Genomic DNA, 23,686 nt, shown 5'->3' with positions numbered 1-23,686 from the left:
TCTTTTTTTAACCTTACTTAGAGTAAAGTTCGACGATCAAGTGTTCATTGATGTCAGCTGATAGGTCAGAACGCTCAGGCATACGCTTGAATGTACCTTCCATTTTGCCAGCATCTACTTCAATCCAAGTTGGCTTTTCACGTTGTTCAGCAACTTCTAGAGCCGCTTTAATACGAGATTGCTGTTTAGCTTTCTCGCGGATAGAAACAACGTCGTTTGCCGCTACTTTGAAAGAAGGAACGTTTACAACTTTACCGTTAACTAGAATAGACTTGTGGCTAACTAGTTGACGAGATTCAGCACGAGTAGCGCCAAAGCCCATACGGTAAACTACGTTATCAAGACGACCTTCAAGAAGCTGAAGCAGGTTTGCACCTGTGTTGCCTTTAAGACGTGCAGCTTCTTTGTAGTAGTTGCGGAATTGTTTTTCTAGAACGCCGTAGATACGACGAACTTTTTGCTTCTCACGAAGCTGAACGCCATACTCAGATAGACGACCGCGACGAGCGCCGTGTACACCTGGTGCGTTATCAATTTTACACTTGGTATCGATCGCACGGACACCAGACTTAAGGAATAAGTCAGTACCTTCGCGACGGCTAAGCTTCAGCTTAGGACCCAAATATCTTGCCATGATCTTTCTCCAATATTCCTAGAAACGAAACTTAAACGCGACGTTTCTTAGGTGGACGACAACCGTTATGAGGGATTGGTGTCGCATCAACAATGTTAGTGATACGGAAACCAGCAGCGTTCAGTGCACGAACAGTAGATTCGCGACCTGGACCTGGACCCTTAACCATAACTTCCAAGTTCTTTAGGCCATATTCTTTAGCCATTTCACCACAACGCTCAGCTGCAACTTGTGCTGCGAACGGAGTAGATTTACGAGAACCACGGAAACCTGAACCACCTGCTGTAGCCCATGCAAGAGCGTTGCCTTGACGGTCAGTGATAGTTACGATTGTGTTGTTGAAAGAAGCATGAATGTGCGCTACGCCATCAGCTACTTGCTTGCGTACGCGCTTACGCGCGCGAGTTGGTTGTTTTGCCATTGTACTCTACCTTATCCGACTATTTCTTGATCGGCTTGCGCGGACCCTTACGGGTGCGAGCGTTGGTTTTAGTACGCTGTCCACGTAGTGGTAGACTGCGACGATGACGAAGACCGCGGTAACAGCCAAGGTCCATAAGACGCTTGATGTTCATCGATACTTCACGACGTAGATCACCTTCTACAGTGTACTTAGCTACACCATCACGCAGTTGATCGATCTGCTCTTCAGTTAGTTCACTGATCTTAGCATCTTCAGCAATACCCACTTCAGCTAGAATAGCTTGAGAGCGAGTTTTACCGATACCGTAGATTGCAGTAAGTGCAATTACAGAATGCTTATGATCAGGAATGTTAATGCCGGCTATACGGGCCATTATTCACTCCTAAGGGGTTCATAAAAGAATTATCCGCAGCAAAGCCCGTTATGGATACGCTGCGGCATACTACTTCTTTTGCACGCAAAAGGTAGGCCGAGGAATATACTCGACTCTACCTTGTATTTCAAGTAAAAATTTCTGCTAATTAGCCTTGGCGTTGCTTATGCTTTGGCTCACTGCAAATCACGCGAACGACACCGTTACGCTTGATAACTTTACAGTTACGGCAGATTTTTTTAACGGAAGCACGAACTTTCATTGCTAAACTCCGTAAATGGAATCGAAATTGTTACCACCGAATTAACGGCCGTAACCCTTCAGATTCGCTTTCTTTAACACAGAATCATACTGTTGTGACATCAGATGAGTCTGTACCTGTGCCATGAAATCCATGATAACTACCACTACGATTAGTAGTGATGTGCCGCCAAAGTAGAAACGAACGTTCCACGCGACCATCATGAACTCAGGAATCAGACATATAAAAGTAATGTATAGAGCGCCCGCAAGGGTTAGTCTAGTCATCACTTTATCGATATATTTCGCTGTCTGCTCACCTGGGCGGATACCGGGTACGAATGCACCAGACTTCTTCAAGTTATCAGCTGTTTCACGTGGGTTAAACACCAACGCTGTATAGAAGAAACAGAAGAAGATTATAGCTGCTGCATAAAGCATTACATACAAAGGTTGACCTGGGCTAAGAGCTAATGACACGTCAGTTAACCAACCGAACGCGCTGCTTTCACCATTTTGACCAAACCACTGCGCTAATGTTCCTGGGAACAAAATAATACTTGATGCGAAAATCGCTGGAATAACACCTGCCATATTAATCTTAAGAGGCAAGTGAGAGCTTTGTGCTGCAAAAACTTTACGACCTTGTTGACGTTTCGCATAGTTAACGACGATACGACGTTGACCACGTTCCATGAAAACTACGAAGTAAATAACAGCAAAAGACAATACAGCAATCAACAGCAGAAGAAGCACATGCAATTCACCTTGACGCGCTTGCTCGATTGTTTGACCGATTGCAGAAGGCAATCCAGCAACAATACCTGCAAAAATCAGAATGGAAATACCATTACCGATTCCTCGCTCAGTGATTTGTTCACCTAACCACATTAAGAACATGGTACCAGTTACTAAACTCACGGTAGCAATAAGCGTAAACATGGTTTGGTTGATAACAACCAGATTGTCGACCATGTTTGGTAAGCCTGTTGCGATACCAATAGCTTGGAATGTTGCAAGTACAAGCGTGCCGTAGCGTGTATATTGGCTTATCTTACGACGGCCTGCTTCACCCTCTTTCTTGAGTTCCGCTAACGCTGGATGAACTACAGTTAGCAATTGGACTACGATCGATGCCGAAATGTACGGCATGATACCCAATGCTAATATAGATGCACGCTCAAGAGCACCACCGGAGAACATGTTAAACATTTCTACGATGGTACCTTTTTGCTGATCGAACAAATCGGCAAGTACAGCTGCGTCAATACCAGGGATCGGCACAAAAGAGCCGGCTCGGAATACTAAAAGTGCACCAATTACGAATAATAAGCGCGACTTTAGTTCACTTAAGCCGCTCTGAGCACTACGAAAATCTTGTCCTGGTTTCTTAGCCATCTGTACCTCGTTCCTCGAGATTATTCCTCGATTTTACCGCCTGCAGCTTCGATTGCAGCTTTAGCGCCTTTAGTCACGCGTAGACCTTTAACAGTCACAGCTTTGCTTAGGTCACCAGAAAGAACGATCTTAACAAACTCGATGTTCTTAGTGATAACGTTAGCAGCTTTAAGGCTGTTAAGATCAACTACGTCACCTGTTACTTTCGCTAGCTCAGCTAGACGAACTTCAGCAGACACTAGGCTCTTACGAGAAGTGAAACCGAATTTAGGTAGACGTTGTTTTAGAGGCATTTGACCGCCTTCAAAACCTGGACGAACAGAGCCGCCAGAACGTGACTTTTGACCTTTGTGACCGCGGCCACCTGTTTTACCAAGGCCAGAACCGATACCACGACCTACACGCTTCTTAGAAGGTTTAGAGCCAGCAGCCGGTGATAGAGTATTCAAACGCATTCTGATTACTCCTCAATCTTAACCATGTAGTAAACCTTGTTGATCATACCGCGTACGCACGGTGTATCTTCAAGTTCTACTGTATGGTTGATGCGACGAAGACCTAGACCTTTAAGACACGCTTTGTGCTTAGGTAGGCGACCAATTGAGCTTTTAGTTTGAGTTACTTTAATAGTTGCCATCGTGTGCTTACTCCGAAATAGATTCAACAGTTAGACCACGTTTAGCAGCAACCATTTCTGGTGACTTAACGTCTACTAGAGCACCAATCGTTGCGCGAACAACGTTGATAGGGTTCGTTGAACCGTATGCTTTAGAAAGTACGTTATGTACGCCTGCAACTTCAAGTACGGCACGCATTGCACCACCGGCAATAACACCTGTACCTTCAGCAGCTGGCTGCATGTAAACTTTAGAGCCCGAATGACGACCTTTCACCGGGTGGTGAAGAGTGCCTTCGTTAAGCGCAACAGTAACCATGTTACGACGCGCTTTTTCCATTGCTTTTTGAATCGCAGCAGGTACTTCACGAGCTTTGCCGTAACCGAAACCTACACGACCATTACCGTCACCAACTACTGTTAGTGCAGTGAAGCTCATGATTCGACCACCTTTAACCGTCTTAGATACACGGTTAACTGCGATCAGCTTTTCTTGCAAATCATTAGCTTGTTGTTGTTCTTTAGCCATCTTCCAACCCTACCTTAGAATTTCAGACCAGCTTCGCGAGCAGAATCTGCTAGCGCCGCTACTCGACCGTGGTATTGGAAACCAGAACGATCGAATGCAACTGAAGCTACGCCTTTTTCAAGAGCGCGCTCAGCAACAGCTTTACCAACTGCTTTAGCTGCATCAACGTTACCAGTGTTCTTAACTTGCTCACGGATCGCTTTTTCTACAGTAGAAGCAGCTGCGATAACCTCAGAGCCGTTTGCCGCGATAACTTGTGCGTAAACATGGCGAGGAGTACGGTGTACTACCAGGCGAGTTGCACCAAGTTCTGCAATCTTACGACGTGCACGTGTAGCACGACGGATGCGAGATGCTTTCTTATCCATAGTGATACCTTACTTCTTCTTAGCTTCTTTAGTACGCACATTTTCATCTGCGTAACGAACACCTTTGCCTTTGTAAGGCTCAGGAGCACGGTAAGAACGAATGTCAGCCGCAACTTGACCTACTACTTGCTTATCGCAACCAGTAATGATGATCTCAGTTTGGCTAGGGCACTCAGCTTTAATACCTTCAGGTAGAGCGTGCTCTACTGGGTGAGAAAAACCAAGTGTTAGAGCTACAGAGTTGCCTTTCATAGCAGCACGGTAACCAACACCCTTAAGAGTTAGCTTCTTAGTGAAGCCCTCAGTAACACCCACAACCATGTTATTAACTAGAGCGCGAGCTGTACCAGCTTGTGCCCATGCGTTAGTAACACCTTCTTTCGGACCGAAAGTTAGGTTGGTTTCTTCCTGTGCAATAACTACGGCGCTGTTAAGAACGCGAGTAAGCTCACCTTTGCTACCTTTTACAGTAACTTCTTGGCCGTTTAGTTTCACCTCTACGCCAGCTGGAATAGCGACAGGTGCTTTAGCAACACGAGACATAATCTACTCCTTAAGCTACGTAACAGATGATTTCACCGCCAAGACCTGCTTTACGAGCAGCACGGTCAGACATCAGACCCTTGGAAGTAGAAACAACTGCAATACCAAGACCACCCATCACTGTAGGTAAAGAGTCTTTATTTTTATAAACTCTTAGACCAGGACGTGATACACGCTTGATTTGCTCGATTACAGGTTTAGCTTGGAAGTACTTAAGAGTAACTTCTAGCTCAGGTTTTGCTTCGCTGTTAACAGCGAAGTCTACGATGTAACCTTCAGCTTTAAGTAATGCAGCAATTGCAACTTTAAGCTTTGAAGAAGGCATTTTTACAGCAACTTTGTTTGCTGCCTGACCGTTACGAACTCGGGTCAGCATATCCGAAATCGGATCTTGCATGCTCATAAGATTTACTCCAAATGATTAAGTGGCAATTACCAGCTAGCCTTACGAAGACCCGGAATCTCGCCTTTCATGCAAGCTTCACGAACCTTAATACGGCTTAGACCGAATTTACGTAGGTAACCGTGTGGACGACCAGTTTGGTTGCAACGGTTGCGCTGACGTGATGCACTTGAATCACGTGGAAGAGATTGCAGTTTAAGAACCGCATTCCAACGATCTTCTTCAGATGCGTTTACATCGCTAATGATAACTTTTAGCGCAGAACGCTTTTCAGCGAACTTAGCTACTAGTTTTGCACGTTTAGCTTCACGTGCTTTCATTGATTGTTTAGCCATAACAGTAACCCTACCCTTACTTACGGAATGGGAAGTTAAAGGCAGCCAGCAGAGCTCGGCCTTCCTCATCGGAACCCGCAGAAGTCGTGATAGTGATATCAAGACCGCGGACGCGATCGACTTTATCGTAGTCGATTTCCGGAAAGATGATTTGCTCGCGAACGCCCATGCTGTAGTTACCGCGACCGTCAAAAGACTTAGCGCTAACACCACGGAAATCACGTACACGTGGAAGTGCGATAGAGATTAAACGCTCTAAAAATTCCCACATGCGCTCACCACGCAAGGTTACTTTACAACCAATTGGGTAGCCTTCACGAATTTTGAAACCAGCTACAGATTTACGCGCTTTAGTGATAAGAGGCTTTTGACCAGAGATCGTTGCCATATCAGCTGCTGCGTTTTCTAGCAGTTTCTTATCGTTGATTGCTTCACCAACGCCCATGTTTAGGGTGATTTTCTCAATCCTAGGGACTTGCATGACGCTTGTGTAGCTGAACTCTTTGGTAAGCTCAGCGACTACAGACGACTTGTAGTAATCATGCAGTTTCGCCATAGTAGAACTCCAAATTACTTCTAATTAGTTAGAAACAGTTTCGCCGTTAGATTTGAAGAAACGAACTTTCTTGCCATCTTCGATACGGAAACCGATACGGTCTGCTTTACCAGTAGCCGCGTTAAAAACAGCAACGTTAGAAGCATCAATAGCTGCTTCTTGTTCAACGATGCCACCTTGTTGACCTAGAGCCGGAACCGGCTTTTGGTGTTTCTTAACAAGGTTGATGCCTTCAACGATAACTTTACCAGTTGTCAGAACCTTAGTTACTTTACCTTTCTTGCCTTTATCTTTACCAGCAAGAATGATTACTTCGTCATTACGACGGATTTTAGCTGCCATGTTGCCGCTCCTTACAGAACTTCAGGTGCTAGTGATACAATCTTCATGAATTTCGCGTTACGAAGTTCACGAGTCACAGGACCAAAGATACGTGTGCCGACTGGTTGCTCAGTAGTGTCATTTAACAATACACAAGCATTACTGTCGAAGCGAATGACAGAACCGTCTGGGCGACGAACGCCTTTACGGGTGCGCACTACTACCGCCTTCAGAACATCACCTTTCTTTACTTTACCGCGAGGAATCGCTTCCTTCACTGTAACCTTGATGACGTCACCGATATGTGCATAACGGCGGTGAGAGCCACCCAGAACCTTAATACACATTACCTTGCGCGCGCCAGAGTTATCTGCTGCGTCAAGTGTACTTTGCATCTGGATCATTGTTAGTGCTCCGCTAAATATTAAAACTAGACCCTCTCGGGTCGGGCTGCCTCTTTAAAAGGGACGCGAATTGTACCACCCTTTTTTTAAATTGGGTAGACAAAAAACAAGCGGCTCCAAAAAATTATTTGGAGCCGCTTATAAGTTATAGAATTACAAAGATTAAATCTTCGCTTTTTCTAGAACTTTAACCAATGTCCAAGACTTAGTCTTAGACAGAGGACGACACTCAGCGATTTCAACTTTGTCGCCTAGGCCACAAGTGTTGTCTTCGTCGTGTGCGTGTACTTTAGTCGTGCGTTTGATGAACTTACCGTAAATTGGGTGTTTTACAGTGCGCTCAATAGCAACAACGATAGACTTGTCCATCTTGTCACTTACTACACGGCCTTGCTGGATGCGGTTAGTTTCGCTCATTATGCGCCTGCCTTTTCAGTCAAAACAGTTTTCACACGTGCGATGTCACGGCGTACAGCTTTTAGAGTATGAGTTTGCTGTAGTTGACCAGTTGCAGCTTGCATGCGCAAGTTGAACTGTTCACGTAGCAAATTCAATAGCTCAGCGTTAAGCTCTTCAACGTTCTTTTCGCGTAGATCTTGTGCTTTCATCACATCACCTGCTTAGTTACAAAAGTAGTTTTAACAGGCAGTTTACGTGCCGCTAGGCGGAACGCTTCACGTGCCAACTCTTCAGGTACGCCATTCATCTCGTACATAACTTTGCCTGGTTGGATTTGAGCAACCCAGTACGCAACTGAACCTTTACCTTTACCTTGACGAACTTCAAGAGGCTTTTCAGTAATCGGCTTGTCTGGGAATACACGGATCCAGATTTGACCTTGACGCTTAATGTGACGTGTCATAGCACGACGTGCCGCTTCGATTTGACGTGCAGTCAGACGACCACGGCCAACAGCTTTAAGACCGAATTCGCCGAAGCTTACTTCAGTACCTTTAGCTAGACCACGGTTACGACCAGTCATAACCTTGCGGAACTTAGTACGTTTTGGTTGTAGCATCGTTCGACTCCTTACTTACGGCCTTTACGCTGCTTCTTAGGCTTATCGCCTTTTGGCTCTACTGCGTTAGCAGCTGGCATACCGCCTAGAATCTCACCTTTGAAGATCCAAACTTTAATGCCGATCACACCGTATTGAGTGTGAGCCGAAGAAGTTGCGTAATCAATGTCTGCACGTAGAGTGTGTAGAGGCACACGGCCTTCACGGTACCACTCAGAACGTGCGATTTCAGCACCGCCAAGACGGCCGCCTACTTGTACTTTGATGCCTTTAGCGCCTAGACGCATAGCATTTTGTACCGCACGCTTCATTGCACGACGGAACATAACACGACGCTCTAGTTGAGACGCGATGCTATCAGCTACAAGCTGACCATCTAGCTCAGGCTTACGTACTTCAGCGATGTTAATTTGCGCTGGTACACCTGCGATTTTAGCTACAGCTGCGCGTAGCTTCTCTACGTCTTCACCTTTCTTACCGATAACAACGCCAGGACGAGCAGTGTGAATAGTCACACGGATGCTCTTAGCTGGACGCTCAATAACGATACGAGATAATGATGCTTTTTGTAGTTCCTTTGTAAGGAACTGACGTACCTTGAAGTCGCCGTCTAGGTTGTCAGCGAATTCGTTGGTATTAGCAAACCATGTAGCATTCCAAGGCTTAACGATGCCAAGACGAATACCATTAGGATGTACTTTCTGACCCATTGCTTACTCTCCTAGTCTTTAGCGATCTGCTACAACAATAGTGATGTGGCTTGAACGCTTCAAGATACGATCCGCACGACCTTTAGCACGAGGCATAATACGCTTCATGATAGGGCCCTCATCTACGAAGATTTTAGCGACATTTAGATCGTCGATATCTGCACCTTCGTTATGTTCCGCGTTAGCGATAGCTGACTCAAGAACCTTCTTAACTAATACAGCAGCTTTTTTGTTGCTGAAAGTTAGAATTTCTAGAGCTTGGTCTACCGACTTACCGCGAATTTGGTCTGCAACTAAGCGAGCTTTCTGTGGAGAAATACGAGCAAAGTTATGTTTAGCTAAAGCTTCCATCATCTACTCCTTATTTCTTCTTAGCTTTCTTATCTGCAGCATGACCGCGATAAGTACGAGTTGGTGCAAATTCGCCCAGTTTGTGACCGATCATTTCTTCGGTAACGAAAACTGGAACGTGCTGACGACCATTATGGACAGCGATGGTCAAACCAATCATTGTTGGGATGATCATTGAGCGACGGGACCAAGTCTTAATAGGCTTTTTGTCTCCGCTTTCCACCGCTTTCTCTACCTTCTTCAGCAAGTGTAGGTCAATAAAAGGACCTTTCTTGAGAGAACGTGGCATGGCGATTCCTCTTTATAAATTATTTAGTGCGACGACGTACGATGTACTTGTCAGTGCGCTTGTTCTTACGAGTCTTGAAGCCCTTAGTAGGAACGCCCCAAGGAGAAACTGGGTGACGACCACCAGATGTGCGGCCTTCACCACCACCATGTGGGTGATCCACCGGGTTCATTACTACACCACGTACGGTTGGACGTACGCCGCGCCAGCGTGAAGCACCAGCTTTACCAAGTTCACGTAGCATATGCTCAGAGTTACCAACTTCACCGATCGTTGCACGACCTTCAGAAAGAACTTTGCGCATCTCACCAGAACGTAGACGGATAGTTACGTATGCACCATCGCGAGCGATGATTTGAGCATAAGCACCAGCCGAACGAGCTAGTTGAGCACCTTTACCAGGCTTAAGTTCAACACAGTGTACAGTAGAACCTACTGGGATGTTGCGCATCGGCAGAGTGTTACCTGCTTTGATTGCAGCATCTACGCCAGATTGAATCTGGTCGCCTGCGTTAACACCTTTAGGTGCAATGATGTAACGACGCTCACCGTCTGCGTACAGAACTAGAGCGATGTTAGCACTACGGTTTGGATCGTATTCTAGACGCTCAACTTTCGCTGGGATGCCATCTTTAGTACGTTTGAAGTCAATCAGACGGTAATGGTGCTTATGACCACCACCGATGTGACGTACTGTAATACGACCGTTGTTGTTACGACCACCGTTCTTAGAGTTTTTCTCTAGAAGTGGTGCGTATGGCTTACCCTTGTGTAGGTCAGCGTTAACAACTTTAACGACGTGACGACGACCAGGGGAAGTCGGCTTACATTTAACAATAGCCATTTTTACTACTCCTGTTATTCCGCGCCGCCAACGAAGTCAAGATCTTGACCTTCTTTCAAAGTAACGTAGGCTTTCTTAACGTCTGAACGACGGCCTTCACGCATACCTTGACGTTTGGTCTTACCCTTTAATACAAGAGTATTTACAGACTTAACTTCAACTTCAAATAGCTTTTCTACAGCTGCTTTGATCTCTTTCTTAGTTGCATCTTTAGCTACTTTGAAAACGATAGTGTTCGCTTTCTCAGCTGCCATAGTTGCTTTTTCAGAGATGTGCGGAGCACGTAGAACTTTTAAGATACGCTCTTCAGTGATCATGCTAGCATCTCCTCAACTTGCTTAACTGCGTCAGCAGTCATTAGAACCTTGTCGAAAGCGATTAGTGATACTGGATCAACACCAGCAACATCACGTGCATCTACTTTGTATAGGTTACGAGCAGCTAAGAATAGATTTTCATCTACTTCGCCAGTCACAATCAGAACGTCGCTTAGCTCAAGCTCTTTAAGCTTAGCTACAAGTTCTTTTGTTTTTGGTGCTTCTACAGAGAAGTTATCAACAACGATTAAACGCTCTTGACGAACTAGCTCAGAAAGAATGCTCTTCATAGCACCGCGGTACATTTTTTTGTTTACTTTTTGGCTGTGATCTTGTGGTTTCGCAGCAAAAGTAACACCACCTGTACGCCAGATTGGGCTACGAATTGTACCAGCACGTGCGCGGCCAGTACCTTTTTGACGCCATGGCTTAGCGCCACCGCCAGATACTTCAGAACGAGTCTTTTGAGCACGAGTACCTTGACGAGCACCTGCTGCATATGCAACAACTACTTGGTGTACAAGAGCTTCGTTGAAGTCACGTCCGAAAGTAGTCTCGGAAACAGTTAGTGCATCAGCACCTTTAACCATCAATTCCATTACTTACTCCTAGACGTTATGCTTTAACAGCAGGTTTTACGATCACGTTTCCGCCTGTTGAGCCCGGTACTGCACCTTTAATAAGGAGTAGATTGCGCTCAGCGTCAACACGTACGATCTCTAGGTTTTGAGTCGTTACACGCTCAGCACCCATGTGACCTGCCATTTTCTTGCCTTTAAACACGCGGCCTGGAGTTTGACATTGGCCAATTGAACCCGGTGCGCGGTGAGACAAAGAGTTACCGTGAGTCATATCTTGAGTAGAGAAGTTCCAACGCTTGATAGCGCCTTGGAAGCCTTTACCTTTAGATGTACCAGTAACGTCTACTTTTTTAATTTCGTTGAAAAGTTCTACGTTTAGCTCAGCGCCAACTTCAAACTCTTCGCCGTTTTCTAAACGGAATTCCCAAAGACCGCGACCTGCTTCTACACCCGCTTTCGCGAAGTGACCAGCTTCAGGTTTAGTTACACGGTTAGCTTTCTTAGCACCAGTAGTTACTTGGATTGCTGCGTAGCCATCAGTCTCAAGAGTTTTAACTTGAGAAATACGGTTCGCTTCAACCTCAACAACAGTTACTGGGATAGAAACGCCTTCTTCAGTAAATACGCGGGTCATACCCACTTTACGTCCGACTAGACCAATCATTATTCTTATCTCCCTTAACCTAGGCTGATTTGAACATCAACGCCAGCTGCAAGATCAAGACGCATTAGAGCATCAACAGTTTTATCTGTTGGCTCAACGATGTCGATCAAACGCTTGTGAGTACGAATTTCGTACTGGTCACGTGCATCTTTGTTGACGTGTGGAGAGGTAAGAACAGTGAAACGCTCTTTACGAGTAGGTAGTGGAATAGGACCACGAACCTGTGCGCCAGTACGTTTTGCTGTTTCAACGATTTCCGCAGTTGAAGCATCGATTAGCTTGTAATCAAACGCTTTAAGGCGGATACGAATACGTTGGTTCTGCATGAGACAGAGCTCCAATTATTAAAAATTACACAAACAATATCGCCACTCAAACCCGATAAAACGAGAGAATGCCGATTGATTTATGTGAAACCGTAGCATCCAAAATTAGGACGCATTGTCAGTTAACTTTTGAAGCAAACAAGAAGTTTACTATTTTTATTAACCGCGAACATAAGCTGAGTATACATTACTAGGTAAGACCTACTCCTCAGTGCTCATTGGTTCACAACCAGCGTTAGCCAGTGCGATGCATTATACAGATCACACTTTAAGTTGCAAGCGGTGTTTGAAAAATAAACGCAGAATCTATTTACGGGGACAACTGGGGAGTTTGTATTGTGCGGTAGTGCCCTACCGCTGGAAATTGAAAGCAAGGTAACAGCTCGGTTAAGCCTCAGCTGTTACCTCTTTTATTTATGGTATTTTAACCGTCATCTTCATCCACATATTGAGCTTGTAGATAATTTTGGATCCCAGTCATTTTGATTAAACCAAGTTGAGTTTCTAACCAATCGACGTGATCTTCCTCGTCTTCTAAGATGTCTTGAAATAGATCTCGCGATACATAGTCGTGAATATCTTCTGCGTACGCGATGGCATTTTTCAAATCAGGTATAGCTTCCATCTCAAGAGATAAATCACACTGAAGCATCTCTTCAGTATCTTCACCAATTTTCAACTTACCCAAATCTTGAAGGTTTGGGAGGCCTTCTAAAAATAGTATGCGTTCAATTAAATGGTCAGCATGTTTCATTTCGTCGATAGATTCGTGGTATTCCTTATCGGCCAGATGCTTTAAACCCCAATCTTTGTACATGCGAGCATGCAAGAAGTATTGGTTTATCGCGACGAGTTCGTTACCAAGAATTTTATTGAGATGTTGAATGATGATTGGATCGCCTTTCATGACATAGCCCTCCTCTTTGGCTCTTCTAACTGTAGAACCAAATCGAGAAGTGTCAAAAAAGCTAATGCCCTTGGGGCAAAACTAGCTTGCCTGTTTGAACAGGTCTTTCGCAGTATCGTTAATGACTTCTTTTGCTGAACGTACACACTTGCCGCATTGACTGCCAAGTGCTGTACATTTTTTAATTCCTTTGATGTCAGTAATGCCCTCTTCTATCACGAGCTTGCGGATTTTTTTATCCGAAACCCCATGGCATAAACAAATGTACATACTAAAACCTAAACCTTTAACTTAGGCTTAAATATAAAAAGGAATCATTCTTATTACCAGTCATATTTACTGTTTGGTTATATCGATTGGTTATAGTGTTTTGCGAGTAATTGGAAAAATTGGCTGTGAAGGTTGTATAACGGAAATGCGTGATCAAGGTGGGTCAGTAAATAACTGTATTTAAATTGGAATATAGTTAACTGTTATAAAGTGCGATGAATTTCCCTTATAACCAAAATAAAAAAGGGAAGCCGAAGCTCCCCTTTTCAGATGCGTGCTCTTCTAATGAAGAGTGTGCAAAAATCTAAATGCTATTAAGCGAAGATTTTAGCTACAACACCAGCACCAACTGTACGGCCACCTTCGCGGATTGCGAAACGTAGACCTTCGTCCATTGCGATTGGAGCGATTAGCTCAACAGTCATTTGAACGTTGTCACCTGGCATTACCATTTCTACGCCTTCTGGTAGAGTGATGTCGCCTGTTACGTCAGTTGTACGGAAGTAGAACTGTGGACGGTAACCTTTGAAGAAAGGAGTGTGACGGCCGCCTTCGTCTTTAGAAAGTACGTATACTTCAGACTCAAACTTAGTGTGTGGGTTGATAGAACCTTTCGCAGAAAGTACTTGACCACGTTCAACGTCATCACGCTTAGTACCACGTAGAAGTGCACCAACGTTCTCACCTGCACGACCTTCGTCAAGCAGTTTACGGAACATTTCAACACCAGTACAAGTAGTAAGAGTAGTCTCTTTGATACCAACGATTTCTACTTCGTCACCTACACGTAGGATACCGCGCTCGATACGACCAGTTACAACAGTACCACGACCTTGGATTGAGAATACATCTTCAATTGGTAGTAGGAACGGTTGGTCAACTGCACGCTCTGGCTCAGGAATGTAAGAATCTAGTGCTTCTGCAAGCTCAACGATCTTATCTTCCCACTGCTTCTCGCCGTTTAGTGCGCCAAGTGCAGAACCTTGGATAACTGGTAGGTCATCACCTGGGAAGTCGTATTCAGAAAGAAGTTCACGAACTTCCATCTCAACTAGCTCAAGTAGCTCTTCGTCATCTACCATGTCACATTTGTTCATGAATACGATGATGTAAGGGATACCAACTTGACGACCAAGTAGGATGTGCTCACGAGTTTGAGGCATAGGGCCGTCAGTCGCAGCAACAACTAGGATACCGCCGTCCATTTGTGCAGCACCAGTGATCATGTTTTTAACATAATCCGCGTGTCCTGGACAGTCTACGTGTGCGTAGTGACGTGCTGGAGTGTCGTACTCAACGTGAGAAGTTGCGATTGTGATACCGCGCTCACGCTCTTCTGGAGCGTTATCGATAGATGCGAAATCTTTAGCAACACCGCCGTATACTTTTGCAAGAGTAGTACAGATAGCAGCAGTTAGAGTTGTTTTACCGTGGTCAACGTGGCCGATAGTACCAACGTTTACGTGCGGTTTCGTACGTTCAAATTTTTCTTTAGACACAATCGTGTTCCTTCCTAGTTATGATTCGCCACGTTCATTATTGAGCGAGACGCGCCAGAAATTGCTATTTTATGCGCCAACTCTCGTTAGCGCAATATTTGGACGCATTGTTCTTTCAAAAAATGAAAAAAAATGCCTTCCTTTTGTTTAACCACGCTCTGCAATGATTGCTTTTGCAACATTGTTAGGCACTTCAGCGTACTCACTAAACTCCATAGAGTAAGAAGCACGACCTTGTGTCGCAGAACGTAAATCAGTTGCGTAACCGAACATGACAGACAACGGAACTTGTGCACGAATTATCTTCAGGCCAGCTGTCCCCTCGTCCATACCTTCGATGATGCCGCGACGACGGTTAATATCGCCAACAACGTCACCCATCCAGTCTTCTGGAGTAGTTACTTCAACTTTCATCATAGGCTCAAGCAGAACCGGTTGCGCTTCAAGTGCACCCGTTCTGAAAGCCATAGAGGCAGCGATTGTAAACGCCATCTCACTTGAATCTGTTTCATGGTAAGAACCATCATATAGTGTAGCTTTGATATCCAAAACTGGATAGCCAGCAAGCACACCATTGTTCATCTGCTCTTCAACGCCTTTAGCCACTGAAGCGATAAACTCTTTCGGTACGATACCATTGGCAATTTCATCCACAAAGACAAAGCCTTCGCCAGCTTCTGATGGTTCCAGTTTCAGCCATACGTGACCGTACTGACCTTTACCACCATGTTCACGGATAAATTTACCTTCCGCTTTCGCTGTACCACGAATAGTCTCACGGTAAGCCACTTGCGGGTTACCAACGTTGCAGTTCACGCTAAATTCGCGCTTCATACGGTCAACGATGATATCTAAGTGTAGTTCACCCATACCAGAAATCAGAGTCTGGCCAGTTTCCGCATCCATATCAACGCGGAACGATGGGTCTTCCGCTGCTAGTTTACCTAGAGCGATAGTCATTTTATCTTGATCAGCTTGAGAGCTTGGCTCTACAACGATCTGAATAACTGGATCTGGGAATTCCATGCGCTCAAGAACAATCTTATGGTTCTGGTCACAAAGGGTTTCACCAGTAGTCACATCTTTCAGGCCAATGATGGCTGCGATGTCACCTGCTCGTACTTCTTTTACTTCTTCACGCTTGTTTGAGTGCATTTGAACAATGCGACCTAAGCGTTCACGTTGTTTCTTCACAGAGTTGTAAGCTGTTTTACCGCTTTCAACAACACCAGAGTAAACACGGATGAAAGTTAAAGTACCAACGAATGGGTCTGTTGCAATCTTGAATGCTAGCGCTGAGAACGGTTCTTTGTCGTCTGCGTGACGCTCTGCTTCGTTCTCATCTTCATCGATACCTTTAATTGCAGGTACATCGACTGGAGAAGGAAGGAAATCAACAACTGCATCTAGAACAGCTTGTACACCTTTGTTTTTGAATGCACTACCACAAGTAGCAAGTACGATTTCATTATTAAGGGTACGAGTACGAAGACCTTGTTTGATTTCTGCTTCTGTTAGTTCACCTTCTTCAAGGTACTTATCCATCAGCTCTTCATTTGCTTCTGCAGCAGCTTCAACAAGTTCTGTACGATATTCTTCAGCCATTTCTTGCATGTCTGCAGGAATATCTTCGTACGTGAAAGTCATGCCTTGGTCAGCTTCGTTCCAGTTAATTGCCTTCATCTTGATAAGATCGACAACGCCTTGGAAGTTTTCTTCAGCACCAATGTTCAGTTGAATTGGAACAGGAGTTGCGCCTAAGCGGTCCTTGATCTGTTCAACTACGCGCAAGAAGTCTGCGCCGGTACGGTCCATTTTATTAACGAAAACCATACGTGGAACTTGGTACTTATCAGCTTGACGCCATACTGTCTCTGACTGAGGTTCAACACCAGATGAGCCACAGAACACAACAACTGCACCATCAAGTACACGCAGAGAACGTTCTACTTCGATAGTGAAGTCAACGTGTCCAGGAGTGTCGATGATGTTGATACGGTGGTCCGAGAACTGAGCTTCCATACCACGCCAAAACGTAGTGGTTGCTGCTGAAGTGATCGTAATACCGCGCTCTTGCTCTTGCTCCATCCAGTCCATGGTTGCTGCACCATCGTGAACTTCGCCGATTTTGTGAGAAAGACCGGTATAGAACAGAATACGTTCACTTGTGGTTGTTTTACCTGCATCTACGTGAGCAACGATACCGATATTACGGTATTGCTCTATAGGAGTTTTACGAGCCACGGTTGAATCCTCTTATTAGAGACTTAGGGACTATTGCTATGTCTAGATTATGCGTTAAAAGCGATGCTTCGCTAAAAATTGCTTGCCCTAGAAATAGCAATAGTTCCTAGCATAAGCATAGGAACTAAAGAAGTGCTGCAAGGAACCTTGCAGCACTAAAAAGGTATTACCAACGGTAATGTGCGAACGCTTTGTTTGCGTCAGCCATGCGGTGAACGTCTTCACGTTTCTTAACCGCAGTACCTTTGTTCTCAGACGCGTCTAGCATTTCAGCAGCTAGGCGTTGAGCCATAGATTTTTCACCACGCTTACGCGCAGCTTCAACTACCCAACGCATAGCAAGAGCGTTACGGCGAACCGGACGAACTTCTACAGGTACTTGGTAAGTTGAACCACCTACACGGCGAGATTTAACTTCTACCGCTGGGCGAACATTTTCAAGAGCTTCTTCAAATACAGCTAAGTGGTCTTTACCAGACTTCTCAGCCATTGAATCTAGTGCAGTGTAAACGATTTTTTCTGCAGTAGATTTCTTTCCGTCAACCATAAGGATGTTAACGAATTTTGCCAGCAATTCAGATTTGAACTTAGGATCTGGAAGGATCTTACGCTGACCTATTACGCGACGACGTGGCATGGATATTCTCCGTTGTCTTCTTCAGGTTTTTTCCAAAACTTTTCAGAATAATAAATAAAATAGTGTTTGGCCTTACTTAACGATTTCTTTTAAAAAAAAGAGAATCAATTAAGACTTAGGACGTTTCACACCGTACTTAGAACGACCTTGTTTACGGTCGTTAACGCCAGCACAGTCAAGTGCGCCGCGAACAGTGTGGTAACGAACACCCGGAAGGTCTTTTACACGACCGCCACGGATTAGTACAACACTGTGCTCTTGTAGGTTATGGCCTTCACCGCCGATGTACGAAGTTACTTCGAAACCGTTAGTTAGACGTACACGACATACTTTACGTAGTGCCGAGTTAGGTTTTTTAGGTGTAGTAGTGTAAACACGAGTACATACACCACGTTTTTGTGGGCACGCTTCTAGTGCAGGCACGTTGCTTTTAACAACTTGCTTTACACGAGGTTTGCGAACCAACTGGTTAATAGTTGCCATTAACTAGCTCCTGAAATTTACTTGAAAGTAAGCTTTGTGAAAAATCTACCCCTAATCACAAGTCGTAATTAGGGACGCAAAATTCTATTCAGCAGTGGGAGGTGTGTCAAGAAATATACAGATCTTTTTTAGCCGTCTAGAGCTCAGGATGGTCTAATTTTAACCAAACTGATAGAACACGCTTACCAAGTCACTGATTTGTCGTTCAAAACCGTCAGTTTAACGAAGCCATCGAAGTCAACTTGATCAATGGTACTTGAGACAAGTAGTTGTAAACCTCGGCTATCGAGATCTGGTTTTAACACCGACACCTGCTCTACTGCGCAGATTTGAGTGAATAACTCATGATTTGGAAGGCAAACGTACACCGCATCTTCCACCAAAAGATACTGATCTTGTGGCTGAGAATAAGTCAATGCGAGTTTCAGTTTGTCGACTGATTTTACGATATGAAGCATAGCGTCCCCTAGAAAGTCAGTATCTGTTGGCACTGAGCTAACTTCTGCGTTAACTCGTCGGCTTCAACGGTGGTCACATCGATCAGCAGGTTGTCTGCTGAAAGACCAAACTGACTCAGACTACGCTGACATACATACACCTGTTCGATGTCGTACAGGTCCATAAGTTTGAATGCAGAGATGTAGTCACGCGATAGTGTTTCGTCGGGCTGCTGCGCTTTGAGAAGCTGTGTCACGCCATCGCCAACAAAGAACACGGCAATGTCTTCACTGTATGCGGACGCAGCAAGCAGGGCGTCTAACCCTTCTCTACCCGCAGCGGTCGTATGAGGGAAACTGTTAAATATAAAGGCTAACTTTCTCAAAACTGCACAACCCTATCTTGCGTTAGTAGCGCTTCGGATAAGCTCCCTAATCCGGCCTGAGTAAATCCCGTGGCTAGGTTAGAGGCACTTAGTTGATGTTGCTCTGCTTCTTCAGAGCTAATCACTCCGCGTCTTAGCGCAGCTGCCACACAGGTTTCAAGGCTAACATCGTGTTCATCAGCCAGCTTTTGCCAAGCAGAAGCTAAATCAAATTCATCGTTAGCCGGTACGGTAAGGTCTGAGCCGTTACTGACACCATCTTGATAGAAGAACACACTGTGAAGTTTGTGGCCCTGTTTAATCAGAGCCACGGCAAACTGGTAGGCACTTCTTGCTGACTGTGAGCCATAGACAGGCCCATTAACTAAGAGTGTATAGCTTAGCAACCCTCTTCATCCTCTGTTTTACGTTGGCGGATGTATAGGTACACGGTGTGCTTAGAGATGTTCAGTCGCTCAGCAACGCGGTTGATCGCGTCTTTAATATCGAAAATACCTTTGTCGTACAGCTCCATCACGATCTGACGGTTCTTAGTATTGTTCGATACCGATTTGTCAGCGTTAATTTCTTCAATGGTGCGTTCAACCGTTTGGTCGACAAGTTCTTCAACGTCACTAGCGAAGTTAACCGATGATGCGGCTTCGTCTGCGTCTTGCGTAGGCATGAACGATTGCAGTACTTGTGAGAATGGCGCGTCTAGGTTGACGTTAATACACAGTAGACCAATCACTCGGTCTTCACCGTTGCGGATAGCAACCGTGATCGACTTCATCAACACTCCGCCTTTAGCGCGAGTGAAGTATGAACGTGAGAAGTTACGCTTAGAACCTTCAATATCTTTTAGCATCTTCAATGCAAGATCGGTGATCGGCGAGCCAACCTGACGACCTGTATTTTCGCCGTTGGCAATTTTAATCGCAGAAGTATTGAGGTCTTCTAAAGAGTGCAAAACGATTTCACAAAACGGACCAATAAGGCTCGCAATACCGTCAACAACGGCCTCATAAGATCTTAGAATGATTTTATCGTGTTCACTGAATGGCATAACGTGGACTGATTCCATTTCAAGTAACACATCTGCATTGACTGTTTCTGTAGTAGTCACTTATTCCTTACCTTCGTGTGAAAAATCAACAAATTTATGTAAGTTTATCAGAAAATTTTAATTGCACACCTAGCTAACATTGCAACTAGTGATTTAGAACAAGTTTAAAAATCAAATACTCATCTTCAAATCATAAAAAAAGCCTAACTCAAAGTTAGGCTTTTTATTCAATCAACGTATTTTAGTACGAGGCTTTTAACCAATATTACTGTGCAGGAGCTGCTTCAGCGTTATCGATGTTTAGTAGTTCTACTTCGAATACTAGCGTTGAGTTAGCTGGGATAGTCGGTGTGTCTTGCTCACCGTATGCTAGCTCTGGCGGGATAACGAATTTGTACTTAGAACCAACTTGCATTAGTTGTACGCCTTCAGTCCAGCCTGGGATTACGCGGTTTAGTGGGAATGTTGCTGGTTCGCCACGATCGTAAGAGCTATCGAACTGAGTACCGTCTGTTAGCGTACCTTTGTAGTGTACTTGAACCGTGTCAGTGTCTTTTGGAGAAGCGCCTTCACCAGCAGTCATTACTTGGTAAAGTAGACCAGATTCAGTCTGCTTTACGCCTTCAGTTTTAGCGAACTCAGCGCGGAAGTCATCACCGGCTTTCTTCACTTCTGCAGATTTTTCTGCCGCTTGTGCTTGCATCGTTTCAGCAACACGCTTGTCTAGAGCTTCAAGAGCTGCGCGAGTTTCTTCTTCGTTAAGTGCTGTTTTCTCTGCGAATACGTCTTCGATACCTTGAAGAACCATATCTTTGTCTAGGTTGATACCTAACTCGCTTGGCTTATCAATGCTTGTGCTTAGGTAGTTAGCGAAAGATACACCGATTGCGTAAGCCGCTTTGTCATCTTCTGTTTTAAAGTTTACTGCTTCAACTTTAACTTCTTCTACCTGTGGAGCTTCTGCCTTTGGTTCTTCTTTCTGACAACCAACTGCTAGCATAACCGTTGCGGCAAGCAGTGATACTTTTAAAACTGATTTCATTGAATTCTCCAATTAATGGCCAAGCCATTGGTTATTGTGCACAAATCTAATGATTAGATTGGTGTGAATACGTTAGTTATAACAATATACTAGTCATATGTCTTTCGACACAAACCGGATTATTAGATGTGATGCGAATATTTTTCCACTCATTGCTATGTACAATTGTCATCACCTTGTTAAATGGTTGCTTTTTCTTCCAAGATGATGAGCAGCGTTGGGAAATTGAGCCCAATGGTGCCACCAGCTTTGCACTCAGCAGAGATGGACGCTTCGCCCTGCTCTACTCTCAGCAAAAGCAACTGCTCCTTTGGGATCTCGCCGAAGATCAAGAGTTGGCTCAGCTTGGCCCACAAGACCAGTTAGAAAACCAAGTATCGCGTATCCGTATCTCGGACAATGGCCGTTTTGCCATTACCGCGAGCCAGATGAACTTCGCCGTTTGGGACCTATCTTGGACTCAAGCACAAGGGCTATGGTCTATCTCCGACGGCTTGATTCGCGATGTCGACATATCCAGCAATGGTGAAAAAGTCTTACTTGGTCTGTCTAATGGCAAAGCCATCTATGTGGACTTAGTCACCGGACGCCGTCTTGAGTTCCTTGCTCACCGAGAAAAAGTGAATTCCGTGTCCCTTTCATCCAACGGACGCTACGCCTTATCGGGTGGTAACGACTACAAAGCCTACCTTTGGGATACCGAGTCGGGCTTGGTATTGCGCACCTTTGAGCATGAACAAAGAGTAGTACGAGTCGCGCTACAACGCGATGGCGAGCTGGCTTTTACTTCTGACGGCGGCAATCAAGCGATGATTTGGGATCTTGAAACGGGCGAACCTCAAGCGCAATTGCAAAGCTGGTCTCGACAGTTGATTTTCTCGAGTGCTCGCTTTTCTGATGACGGCAGTATGTTGGTGACGGGCACACCATCCAGCCAAGTGAGTGTGTGGAATACTCAGGATGGCAAACGAATTTCTCGCCACGATGCTGAGCCACTAAAAGATGCTCGCCCTCCTCGTGCGGTAGTGTATGATGCAGCCTTTGATGATAAGAACCGTGTGATATCGGGCACCTCTGCGGGCATTGCCCAAGCTTGGAATGTGGATTAAGAACGATGACAGAAAAGCGAGTTGAACAACTAGAAAGCCGCGTAAATGACCTAGAGTGTCAGCTAGCTTTCCAAGAACAGACCATTGAAGAACTCAATGAAGCGCTTAGCCAACAACAAATGTTGATCACGAGGATGCAAGACCAGATGAAGTTCGTGGTTGGCAAAGTAAAAAATATGGATGGCTCTAATCTAGCTGACGCATCAGAAGAGACGCCACCTCCACACTACTAAGTGCGGTTCAAAATAACCAATTAATTCTAGCGACGCATATCGTTAGTTTCTCGTCCTCAATGTGTAAACACATTTCAGAACGAGACATAGAAAACTAAAAGGGCGACAGATACTTATCTGTCGCCCTTTTGTTTATTTCATCTGACCGAATAAGCTAAATAAAGCCAATTAAGCCGATACCAATTTAATCATCGGCATAAATCTTCACTTCAACACGACCTTGAGTATCAACACTTGCACGATACATTCCTGAGCTGTTCATACCAAAATGAATATCGCCTTGGCCATCGATAGCGATCAAGCCGCCTTCTCCACCCATGCTTTTCAATTCACCTTGAATGATCGTTTCACAAGCGGTGTGTACATCTTCTTTCAGATAACGCATTCGTGCTGCGACATCACTTGCAACCATTTTACGTAGGAAGAACTCACCCATCCCGGTTGTTGAGACGGCAACGTTGCCATTTTCAGCGATGGTTCCCGCCCCAATAATCGGAGAATCACCCACGCGACCGTATTTCTTATTGGTCACGCCACCGGTACTGGTTGCTGCTGCTAAGTTACCCGCTTGGTCTAATGCGACTGCACCGACCGTGCCGTACTTTTTGTCATCGGGGTATTTCTCAGCTTGCTGTTCATCATATTTCGCTTCAGACAGAGCAAAGATGCCTTTCTCTTTCATCGACTGAAGTTGGTCATAGCGGCGCTCAGTAAAGAAGTAGTCTTGCTCGGTAAAGGTGTAATCATGCTCAAACGCAAACTTCTCGGCACCTTCACCAATCAGCAACACATGGTCGCTTTTCAGCATCACATCACGCGCAAGCTCAATTGGGTTTTTGATATGGCGAACCCCTGCAATAGCACCCGCATCCATTTCGCGGCCGTGCATCACAGAAGCATCCATCTCAACAAATTCATCATGCGTTAAAACAGAGCCCTTACCTGCATTAAAGTGCGGGCTGTCTTCCATCACCTTAACCGATGCCACTACCGCGTCCAGAGCATCACCACCCGATTGCAATATTTGATAACCAGCCAAAACCGATTTTTCCAAAGCCTCGGTAATACCCGCTTTTAATTCATCGCTCATTTGCTCGCGCAAGATGGTTCCTGCACCACCATGAATGGCAATTGAAAAAGGCTGTGACAT

40 protein-coding genes are annotated in these 23,686 nt (G+C 45.0%); 2 read left to right on the top strand and 38 right to left on the bottom strand.

The features are described 5' to 3' along the window. Positions 1 to 13: 13 nt before the first annotated feature. From rpsD to fkpA, 37 genes are all read right to left on the bottom strand, one after another. On the bottom strand, positions 14 to 634 hold the full coding sequence (gene rpsD / locus MSG34_RS20180) for a 30S ribosomal protein S4 (RefSeq protein WP_004738777.1): 621 nt from the start codon (positions 632 to 634) through the stop codon (positions 14 to 16). 31 nt (positions 635 to 665) lie between these two features. After that, positions 666 to 1,055, bottom strand: coding sequence for a 30S ribosomal protein S11 (rpsK, locus tag MSG34_RS20175; RefSeq protein ID WP_004738778.1), 390 nt, complete (start codon positions 1,053 to 1,055; stop codon positions 666 to 668). A 19-nt stretch (positions 1,056 to 1,074) separates the two neighbouring features. Continuing rightward, entirely contained in the window at positions 1,075 to 1,431 is a 357-nt protein-coding gene (gene rpsM / locus MSG34_RS20170) for a 30S ribosomal protein S13 (protein WP_004738779.1), read from the bottom strand. 148 nt (positions 1,432 to 1,579) lie between these two features. Beyond that, positions 1,580 to 1,693, bottom strand: a complete 114-nt coding sequence (gene rpmJ / locus MSG34_RS20165) for a 50S ribosomal protein L36 (protein WP_000868186.1) — start codon at positions 1,691 to 1,693, stop codon at positions 1,580 to 1,582. A gap of 41 nt (positions 1,694 to 1,734) precedes the next feature. Next, positions 1,735 to 3,069 carry a preprotein translocase subunit SecY gene (gene secY / locus MSG34_RS20160; RefSeq protein ID WP_004738781.1) on the bottom strand — a complete coding sequence of 445 codons (1,335 nt, stop codon included), beginning with the start codon at positions 3,067 to 3,069 and terminating at the stop codon, positions 1,735 to 1,737. A gap of 20 nt (positions 3,070 to 3,089) precedes the next feature. After that, a complete protein-coding gene (gene rplO / locus MSG34_RS20155) occupies positions 3,090 to 3,524 on the bottom strand; it encodes a 50S ribosomal protein L15 (protein ID WP_004736758.1) in 435 nt (144 codons plus the stop codon). A gap of 5 nt (positions 3,525 to 3,529) precedes the next feature. Further along, positions 3,530 to 3,706: a 50S ribosomal protein L30 gene (gene rpmD / locus MSG34_RS20150; RefSeq protein WP_004736756.1), complete on the bottom strand. Its 177-nt coding sequence runs from the start codon at positions 3,704 to 3,706 to the stop codon at positions 3,530 to 3,532. Between the two features lie 7 nt (positions 3,707 to 3,713). Beyond that, positions 3,714 to 4,214 carry a 30S ribosomal protein S5 gene (rpsE, locus tag MSG34_RS20145; RefSeq protein ID WP_004736754.1) on the bottom strand — a complete coding sequence of 167 codons (501 nt, stop codon included), beginning with the start codon at positions 4,212 to 4,214 and terminating at the stop codon, positions 3,714 to 3,716. 14 nt (positions 4,215 to 4,228) lie between these two features. Beyond that, a complete protein-coding gene (gene rplR, locus MSG34_RS20140; protein WP_048605977.1) occupies positions 4,229 to 4,582 on the bottom strand; it encodes a 50S ribosomal protein L18 in 354 nt (117 codons plus the stop codon). Positions 4,583 to 4,591: 9 nt separating this feature from the next. Next, complete coding sequence (rplF, locus tag MSG34_RS20135; RefSeq protein WP_017063712.1) at positions 4,592 to 5,125, bottom strand: 50S ribosomal protein L6; 534 nt, start codon at positions 5,123 to 5,125, stop codon at positions 4,592 to 4,594. 10 nt (positions 5,126 to 5,135) lie between these two features. Further along, on the bottom strand, positions 5,136 to 5,528 hold the full coding sequence (gene rpsH / locus MSG34_RS20130; protein WP_017061309.1) for a 30S ribosomal protein S8: 393 nt from the start codon (positions 5,526 to 5,528) through the stop codon (positions 5,136 to 5,138). A 29-nt stretch (positions 5,529 to 5,557) separates the two neighbouring features. Beyond that, positions 5,558 to 5,863: a 30S ribosomal protein S14 gene (gene rpsN, locus MSG34_RS20125; RefSeq protein WP_004738789.1), complete on the bottom strand. Its 306-nt coding sequence runs from the start codon at positions 5,861 to 5,863 to the stop codon at positions 5,558 to 5,560. 16 nt (positions 5,864 to 5,879) lie between these two features. Beyond that, entirely contained in the window at positions 5,880 to 6,419 is a 540-nt protein-coding gene (rplE, locus tag MSG34_RS20120; protein WP_004738790.1) for a 50S ribosomal protein L5, read from the bottom strand. A 24-nt stretch (positions 6,420 to 6,443) separates the two neighbouring features. After that, positions 6,444 to 6,761: a 50S ribosomal protein L24 gene (rplX, locus tag MSG34_RS20115; RefSeq protein WP_004738792.1), complete on the bottom strand. Its 318-nt coding sequence runs from the start codon at positions 6,759 to 6,761 to the stop codon at positions 6,444 to 6,446. 11 nt (positions 6,762 to 6,772) lie between these two features. Then, a complete protein-coding gene (gene rplN / locus MSG34_RS20110) occupies positions 6,773 to 7,144 on the bottom strand; it encodes a 50S ribosomal protein L14 (protein WP_004736740.1) in 372 nt (123 codons plus the stop codon). Between the two features lie 162 nt (positions 7,145 to 7,306). Beyond that, positions 7,307 to 7,561, bottom strand: coding sequence for a 30S ribosomal protein S17 (rpsQ, locus tag MSG34_RS20105; protein ID WP_004736739.1), 255 nt, complete (start codon positions 7,559 to 7,561; stop codon positions 7,307 to 7,309). Then, a complete protein-coding gene (gene rpmC, locus MSG34_RS20100; protein ID WP_004736737.1) occupies positions 7,561 to 7,752 on the bottom strand; it encodes a 50S ribosomal protein L29 in 192 nt (63 codons plus the stop codon). The genes rpsQ and rpmC overlap by 1 nt, the downstream gene beginning before the upstream one ends. After that, on the bottom strand, positions 7,752 to 8,162 hold the full coding sequence (rplP, locus tag MSG34_RS20095; RefSeq protein WP_004736736.1) for a 50S ribosomal protein L16: 411 nt from the start codon (positions 8,160 to 8,162) through the stop codon (positions 7,752 to 7,754). Before rplP ends, rpmC begins: the two co-directional genes overlap by 1 nt. Before the next feature lie 11 nt (positions 8,163 to 8,173). Then, complete coding sequence (rpsC, locus tag MSG34_RS20090; RefSeq protein WP_004736734.1) at positions 8,174 to 8,872, bottom strand: 30S ribosomal protein S3; 699 nt, start codon at positions 8,870 to 8,872, stop codon at positions 8,174 to 8,176. Positions 8,873 to 8,890: 18 nt separating this feature from the next. After that, the gene (rplV, locus tag MSG34_RS20085; RefSeq protein WP_004736732.1) at positions 8,891 to 9,223 is read right to left on the bottom strand and encodes a 50S ribosomal protein L22; all 333 of its coding nucleotides are present in this window, start codon (positions 9,221 to 9,223) and stop codon (positions 8,891 to 8,893) included. 10 nt (positions 9,224 to 9,233) lie between these two features. Next, positions 9,234 to 9,512, bottom strand: a complete 279-nt coding sequence (gene rpsS / locus MSG34_RS20080; protein WP_004736729.1) for a 30S ribosomal protein S19 — start codon at positions 9,510 to 9,512, stop codon at positions 9,234 to 9,236. 19 nt (positions 9,513 to 9,531) lie between these two features. Next, positions 9,532 to 10,356 (bottom strand): 50S ribosomal protein L2, encoded by an 825-nt coding sequence (gene rplB / locus MSG34_RS20075; protein ID WP_017076297.1) that lies wholly within the window; start codon positions 10,354 to 10,356, stop codon positions 9,532 to 9,534. A 14-nt stretch (positions 10,357 to 10,370) separates the two neighbouring features. Then, complete coding sequence (gene rplW, locus MSG34_RS20070) at positions 10,371 to 10,673, bottom strand: 50S ribosomal protein L23 (protein ID WP_004736765.1); 303 nt, start codon at positions 10,671 to 10,673, stop codon at positions 10,371 to 10,373. Beyond that, positions 10,670 to 11,272 carry a 50S ribosomal protein L4 gene (gene rplD / locus MSG34_RS20065; protein ID WP_004738803.1) on the bottom strand — a complete coding sequence of 201 codons (603 nt, stop codon included), beginning with the start codon at positions 11,270 to 11,272 and terminating at the stop codon, positions 10,670 to 10,672. The genes rplW and rplD overlap by 4 nt, the downstream gene beginning before the upstream one ends. A 16-nt stretch (positions 11,273 to 11,288) precedes the next feature. Beyond that, the gene (rplC, locus tag MSG34_RS20060) at positions 11,289 to 11,918 is read right to left on the bottom strand and encodes a 50S ribosomal protein L3 (protein ID WP_004736763.1); all 630 of its coding nucleotides are present in this window, start codon (positions 11,916 to 11,918) and stop codon (positions 11,289 to 11,291) included. A gap of 14 nt (positions 11,919 to 11,932) precedes the next feature. Continuing rightward, positions 11,933 to 12,244, bottom strand: coding sequence for a 30S ribosomal protein S10 (rpsJ, locus tag MSG34_RS20055; protein WP_004736761.1), 312 nt, complete (start codon positions 12,242 to 12,244; stop codon positions 11,933 to 11,935). Positions 12,245 to 12,668: 424 nt separating this feature from the next. After that, positions 12,669 to 13,151 carry a bacterioferritin gene (gene bfr, locus MSG34_RS20050; RefSeq protein WP_048605981.1) on the bottom strand — a complete coding sequence of 161 codons (483 nt, stop codon included), beginning with the start codon at positions 13,149 to 13,151 and terminating at the stop codon, positions 12,669 to 12,671. Between the two features lie 81 nt (positions 13,152 to 13,232). Continuing rightward, positions 13,233 to 13,421 carry a bacterioferritin-associated ferredoxin gene (locus tag MSG34_RS20045; protein WP_017629804.1) on the bottom strand — a complete coding sequence of 63 codons (189 nt, stop codon included), beginning with the start codon at positions 13,419 to 13,421 and terminating at the stop codon, positions 13,233 to 13,235. Positions 13,422 to 13,735: 314 nt separating this feature from the next. Then, complete coding sequence (tuf, locus tag MSG34_RS20040) at positions 13,736 to 14,920, bottom strand: elongation factor Tu (protein ID WP_010435158.1); 1,185 nt, start codon at positions 14,918 to 14,920, stop codon at positions 13,736 to 13,738. Between the two features lie 147 nt (positions 14,921 to 15,067). Further along, a complete protein-coding gene (gene fusA / locus MSG34_RS20035; protein WP_017061101.1) occupies positions 15,068 to 17,164 on the bottom strand; it encodes an elongation factor G in 2,097 nt (698 codons plus the stop codon). Between the two features lie 166 nt (positions 17,165 to 17,330). Continuing rightward, positions 17,331 to 17,801: a 30S ribosomal protein S7 gene (gene rpsG, locus MSG34_RS20030; protein WP_010435163.1), complete on the bottom strand. Its 471-nt coding sequence runs from the start codon at positions 17,799 to 17,801 to the stop codon at positions 17,331 to 17,333. Between the two features lie 108 nt (positions 17,802 to 17,909). Further along, the gene (gene rpsL / locus MSG34_RS20025; protein ID WP_004737194.1) at positions 17,910 to 18,284 is read right to left on the bottom strand and encodes a 30S ribosomal protein S12; all 375 of its coding nucleotides are present in this window, start codon (positions 18,282 to 18,284) and stop codon (positions 17,910 to 17,912) included. A gap of 182 nt (positions 18,285 to 18,466) precedes the next feature. Beyond that, a complete protein-coding gene (tusB, locus tag MSG34_RS20020; RefSeq protein WP_017063711.1) occupies positions 18,467 to 18,742 on the bottom strand; it encodes a sulfurtransferase complex subunit TusB in 276 nt (91 codons plus the stop codon). An 8-nt stretch (positions 18,743 to 18,750) separates the two neighbouring features. After that, positions 18,751 to 19,107 (bottom strand): sulfurtransferase complex subunit TusC, encoded by a 357-nt coding sequence (tusC, locus tag MSG34_RS20015; RefSeq protein ID WP_017063710.1) that lies wholly within the window; start codon positions 19,105 to 19,107, stop codon positions 18,751 to 18,753. Further along, positions 19,104 to 19,493 carry a sulfurtransferase complex subunit TusD gene (gene tusD / locus MSG34_RS20010; RefSeq protein ID WP_017063709.1) on the bottom strand — a complete coding sequence of 130 codons (390 nt, stop codon included), beginning with the start codon at positions 19,491 to 19,493 and terminating at the stop codon, positions 19,104 to 19,106. The genes tusC and tusD overlap by 4 nt, the downstream gene beginning before the upstream one ends. Beyond that, complete coding sequence (locus tag MSG34_RS20005) at positions 19,487 to 20,212, bottom strand: transcriptional regulator (protein ID WP_004729851.1); 726 nt, start codon at positions 20,210 to 20,212, stop codon at positions 19,487 to 19,489. The genes tusD and MSG34_RS20005 overlap by 7 nt, the downstream gene beginning before the upstream one ends. A gap of 205 nt (positions 20,213 to 20,417) precedes the next feature. Further along, positions 20,418 to 21,194, bottom strand: coding sequence for an FKBP-type peptidyl-prolyl cis-trans isomerase (fkpA, locus tag MSG34_RS20000; RefSeq protein WP_017061105.1), 777 nt, complete (start codon positions 21,192 to 21,194; stop codon positions 20,418 to 20,420). A gap of 131 nt (positions 21,195 to 21,325) precedes the next feature. On the opposite strand from fkpA, the gene MSG34_RS19995 reads away from it, so the two are divergent. Next, positions 21,326 to 22,303, top strand: coding sequence for a PQQ-binding-like beta-propeller repeat protein (locus tag MSG34_RS19995; protein ID WP_017063707.1), 978 nt, complete (start codon positions 21,326 to 21,328; stop codon positions 22,301 to 22,303). Positions 22,304 to 22,308: 5 nt separating this feature from the next. Beyond that, entirely contained in the window at positions 22,309 to 22,536 is a 228-nt protein-coding gene (locus tag MSG34_RS19990) for a SlyX family protein (RefSeq protein ID WP_009848930.1), read from the top strand. Between the two features lie 184 nt (positions 22,537 to 22,720). Here MSG34_RS19990 and MSG34_RS19985 read toward each other — a convergent pair whose 3' ends face one another. After that, complete coding sequence (locus MSG34_RS19985) at positions 22,721 to 23,686, bottom strand: isoaspartyl peptidase/L-asparaginase (protein ID WP_060983378.1); 966 nt, start codon at positions 23,684 to 23,686, stop codon at positions 22,721 to 22,723.

This window comes from Vibrio sp. 1CM2L (assembly GCF_023161695.1).
GTDB lineage: Bacteria > Pseudomonadota > Gammaproteobacteria > Enterobacterales > Vibrionaceae > Vibrio > Vibrio coralliirubri.
This window is presented reverse-complemented; position numbering and strand designations above follow the sequence as displayed.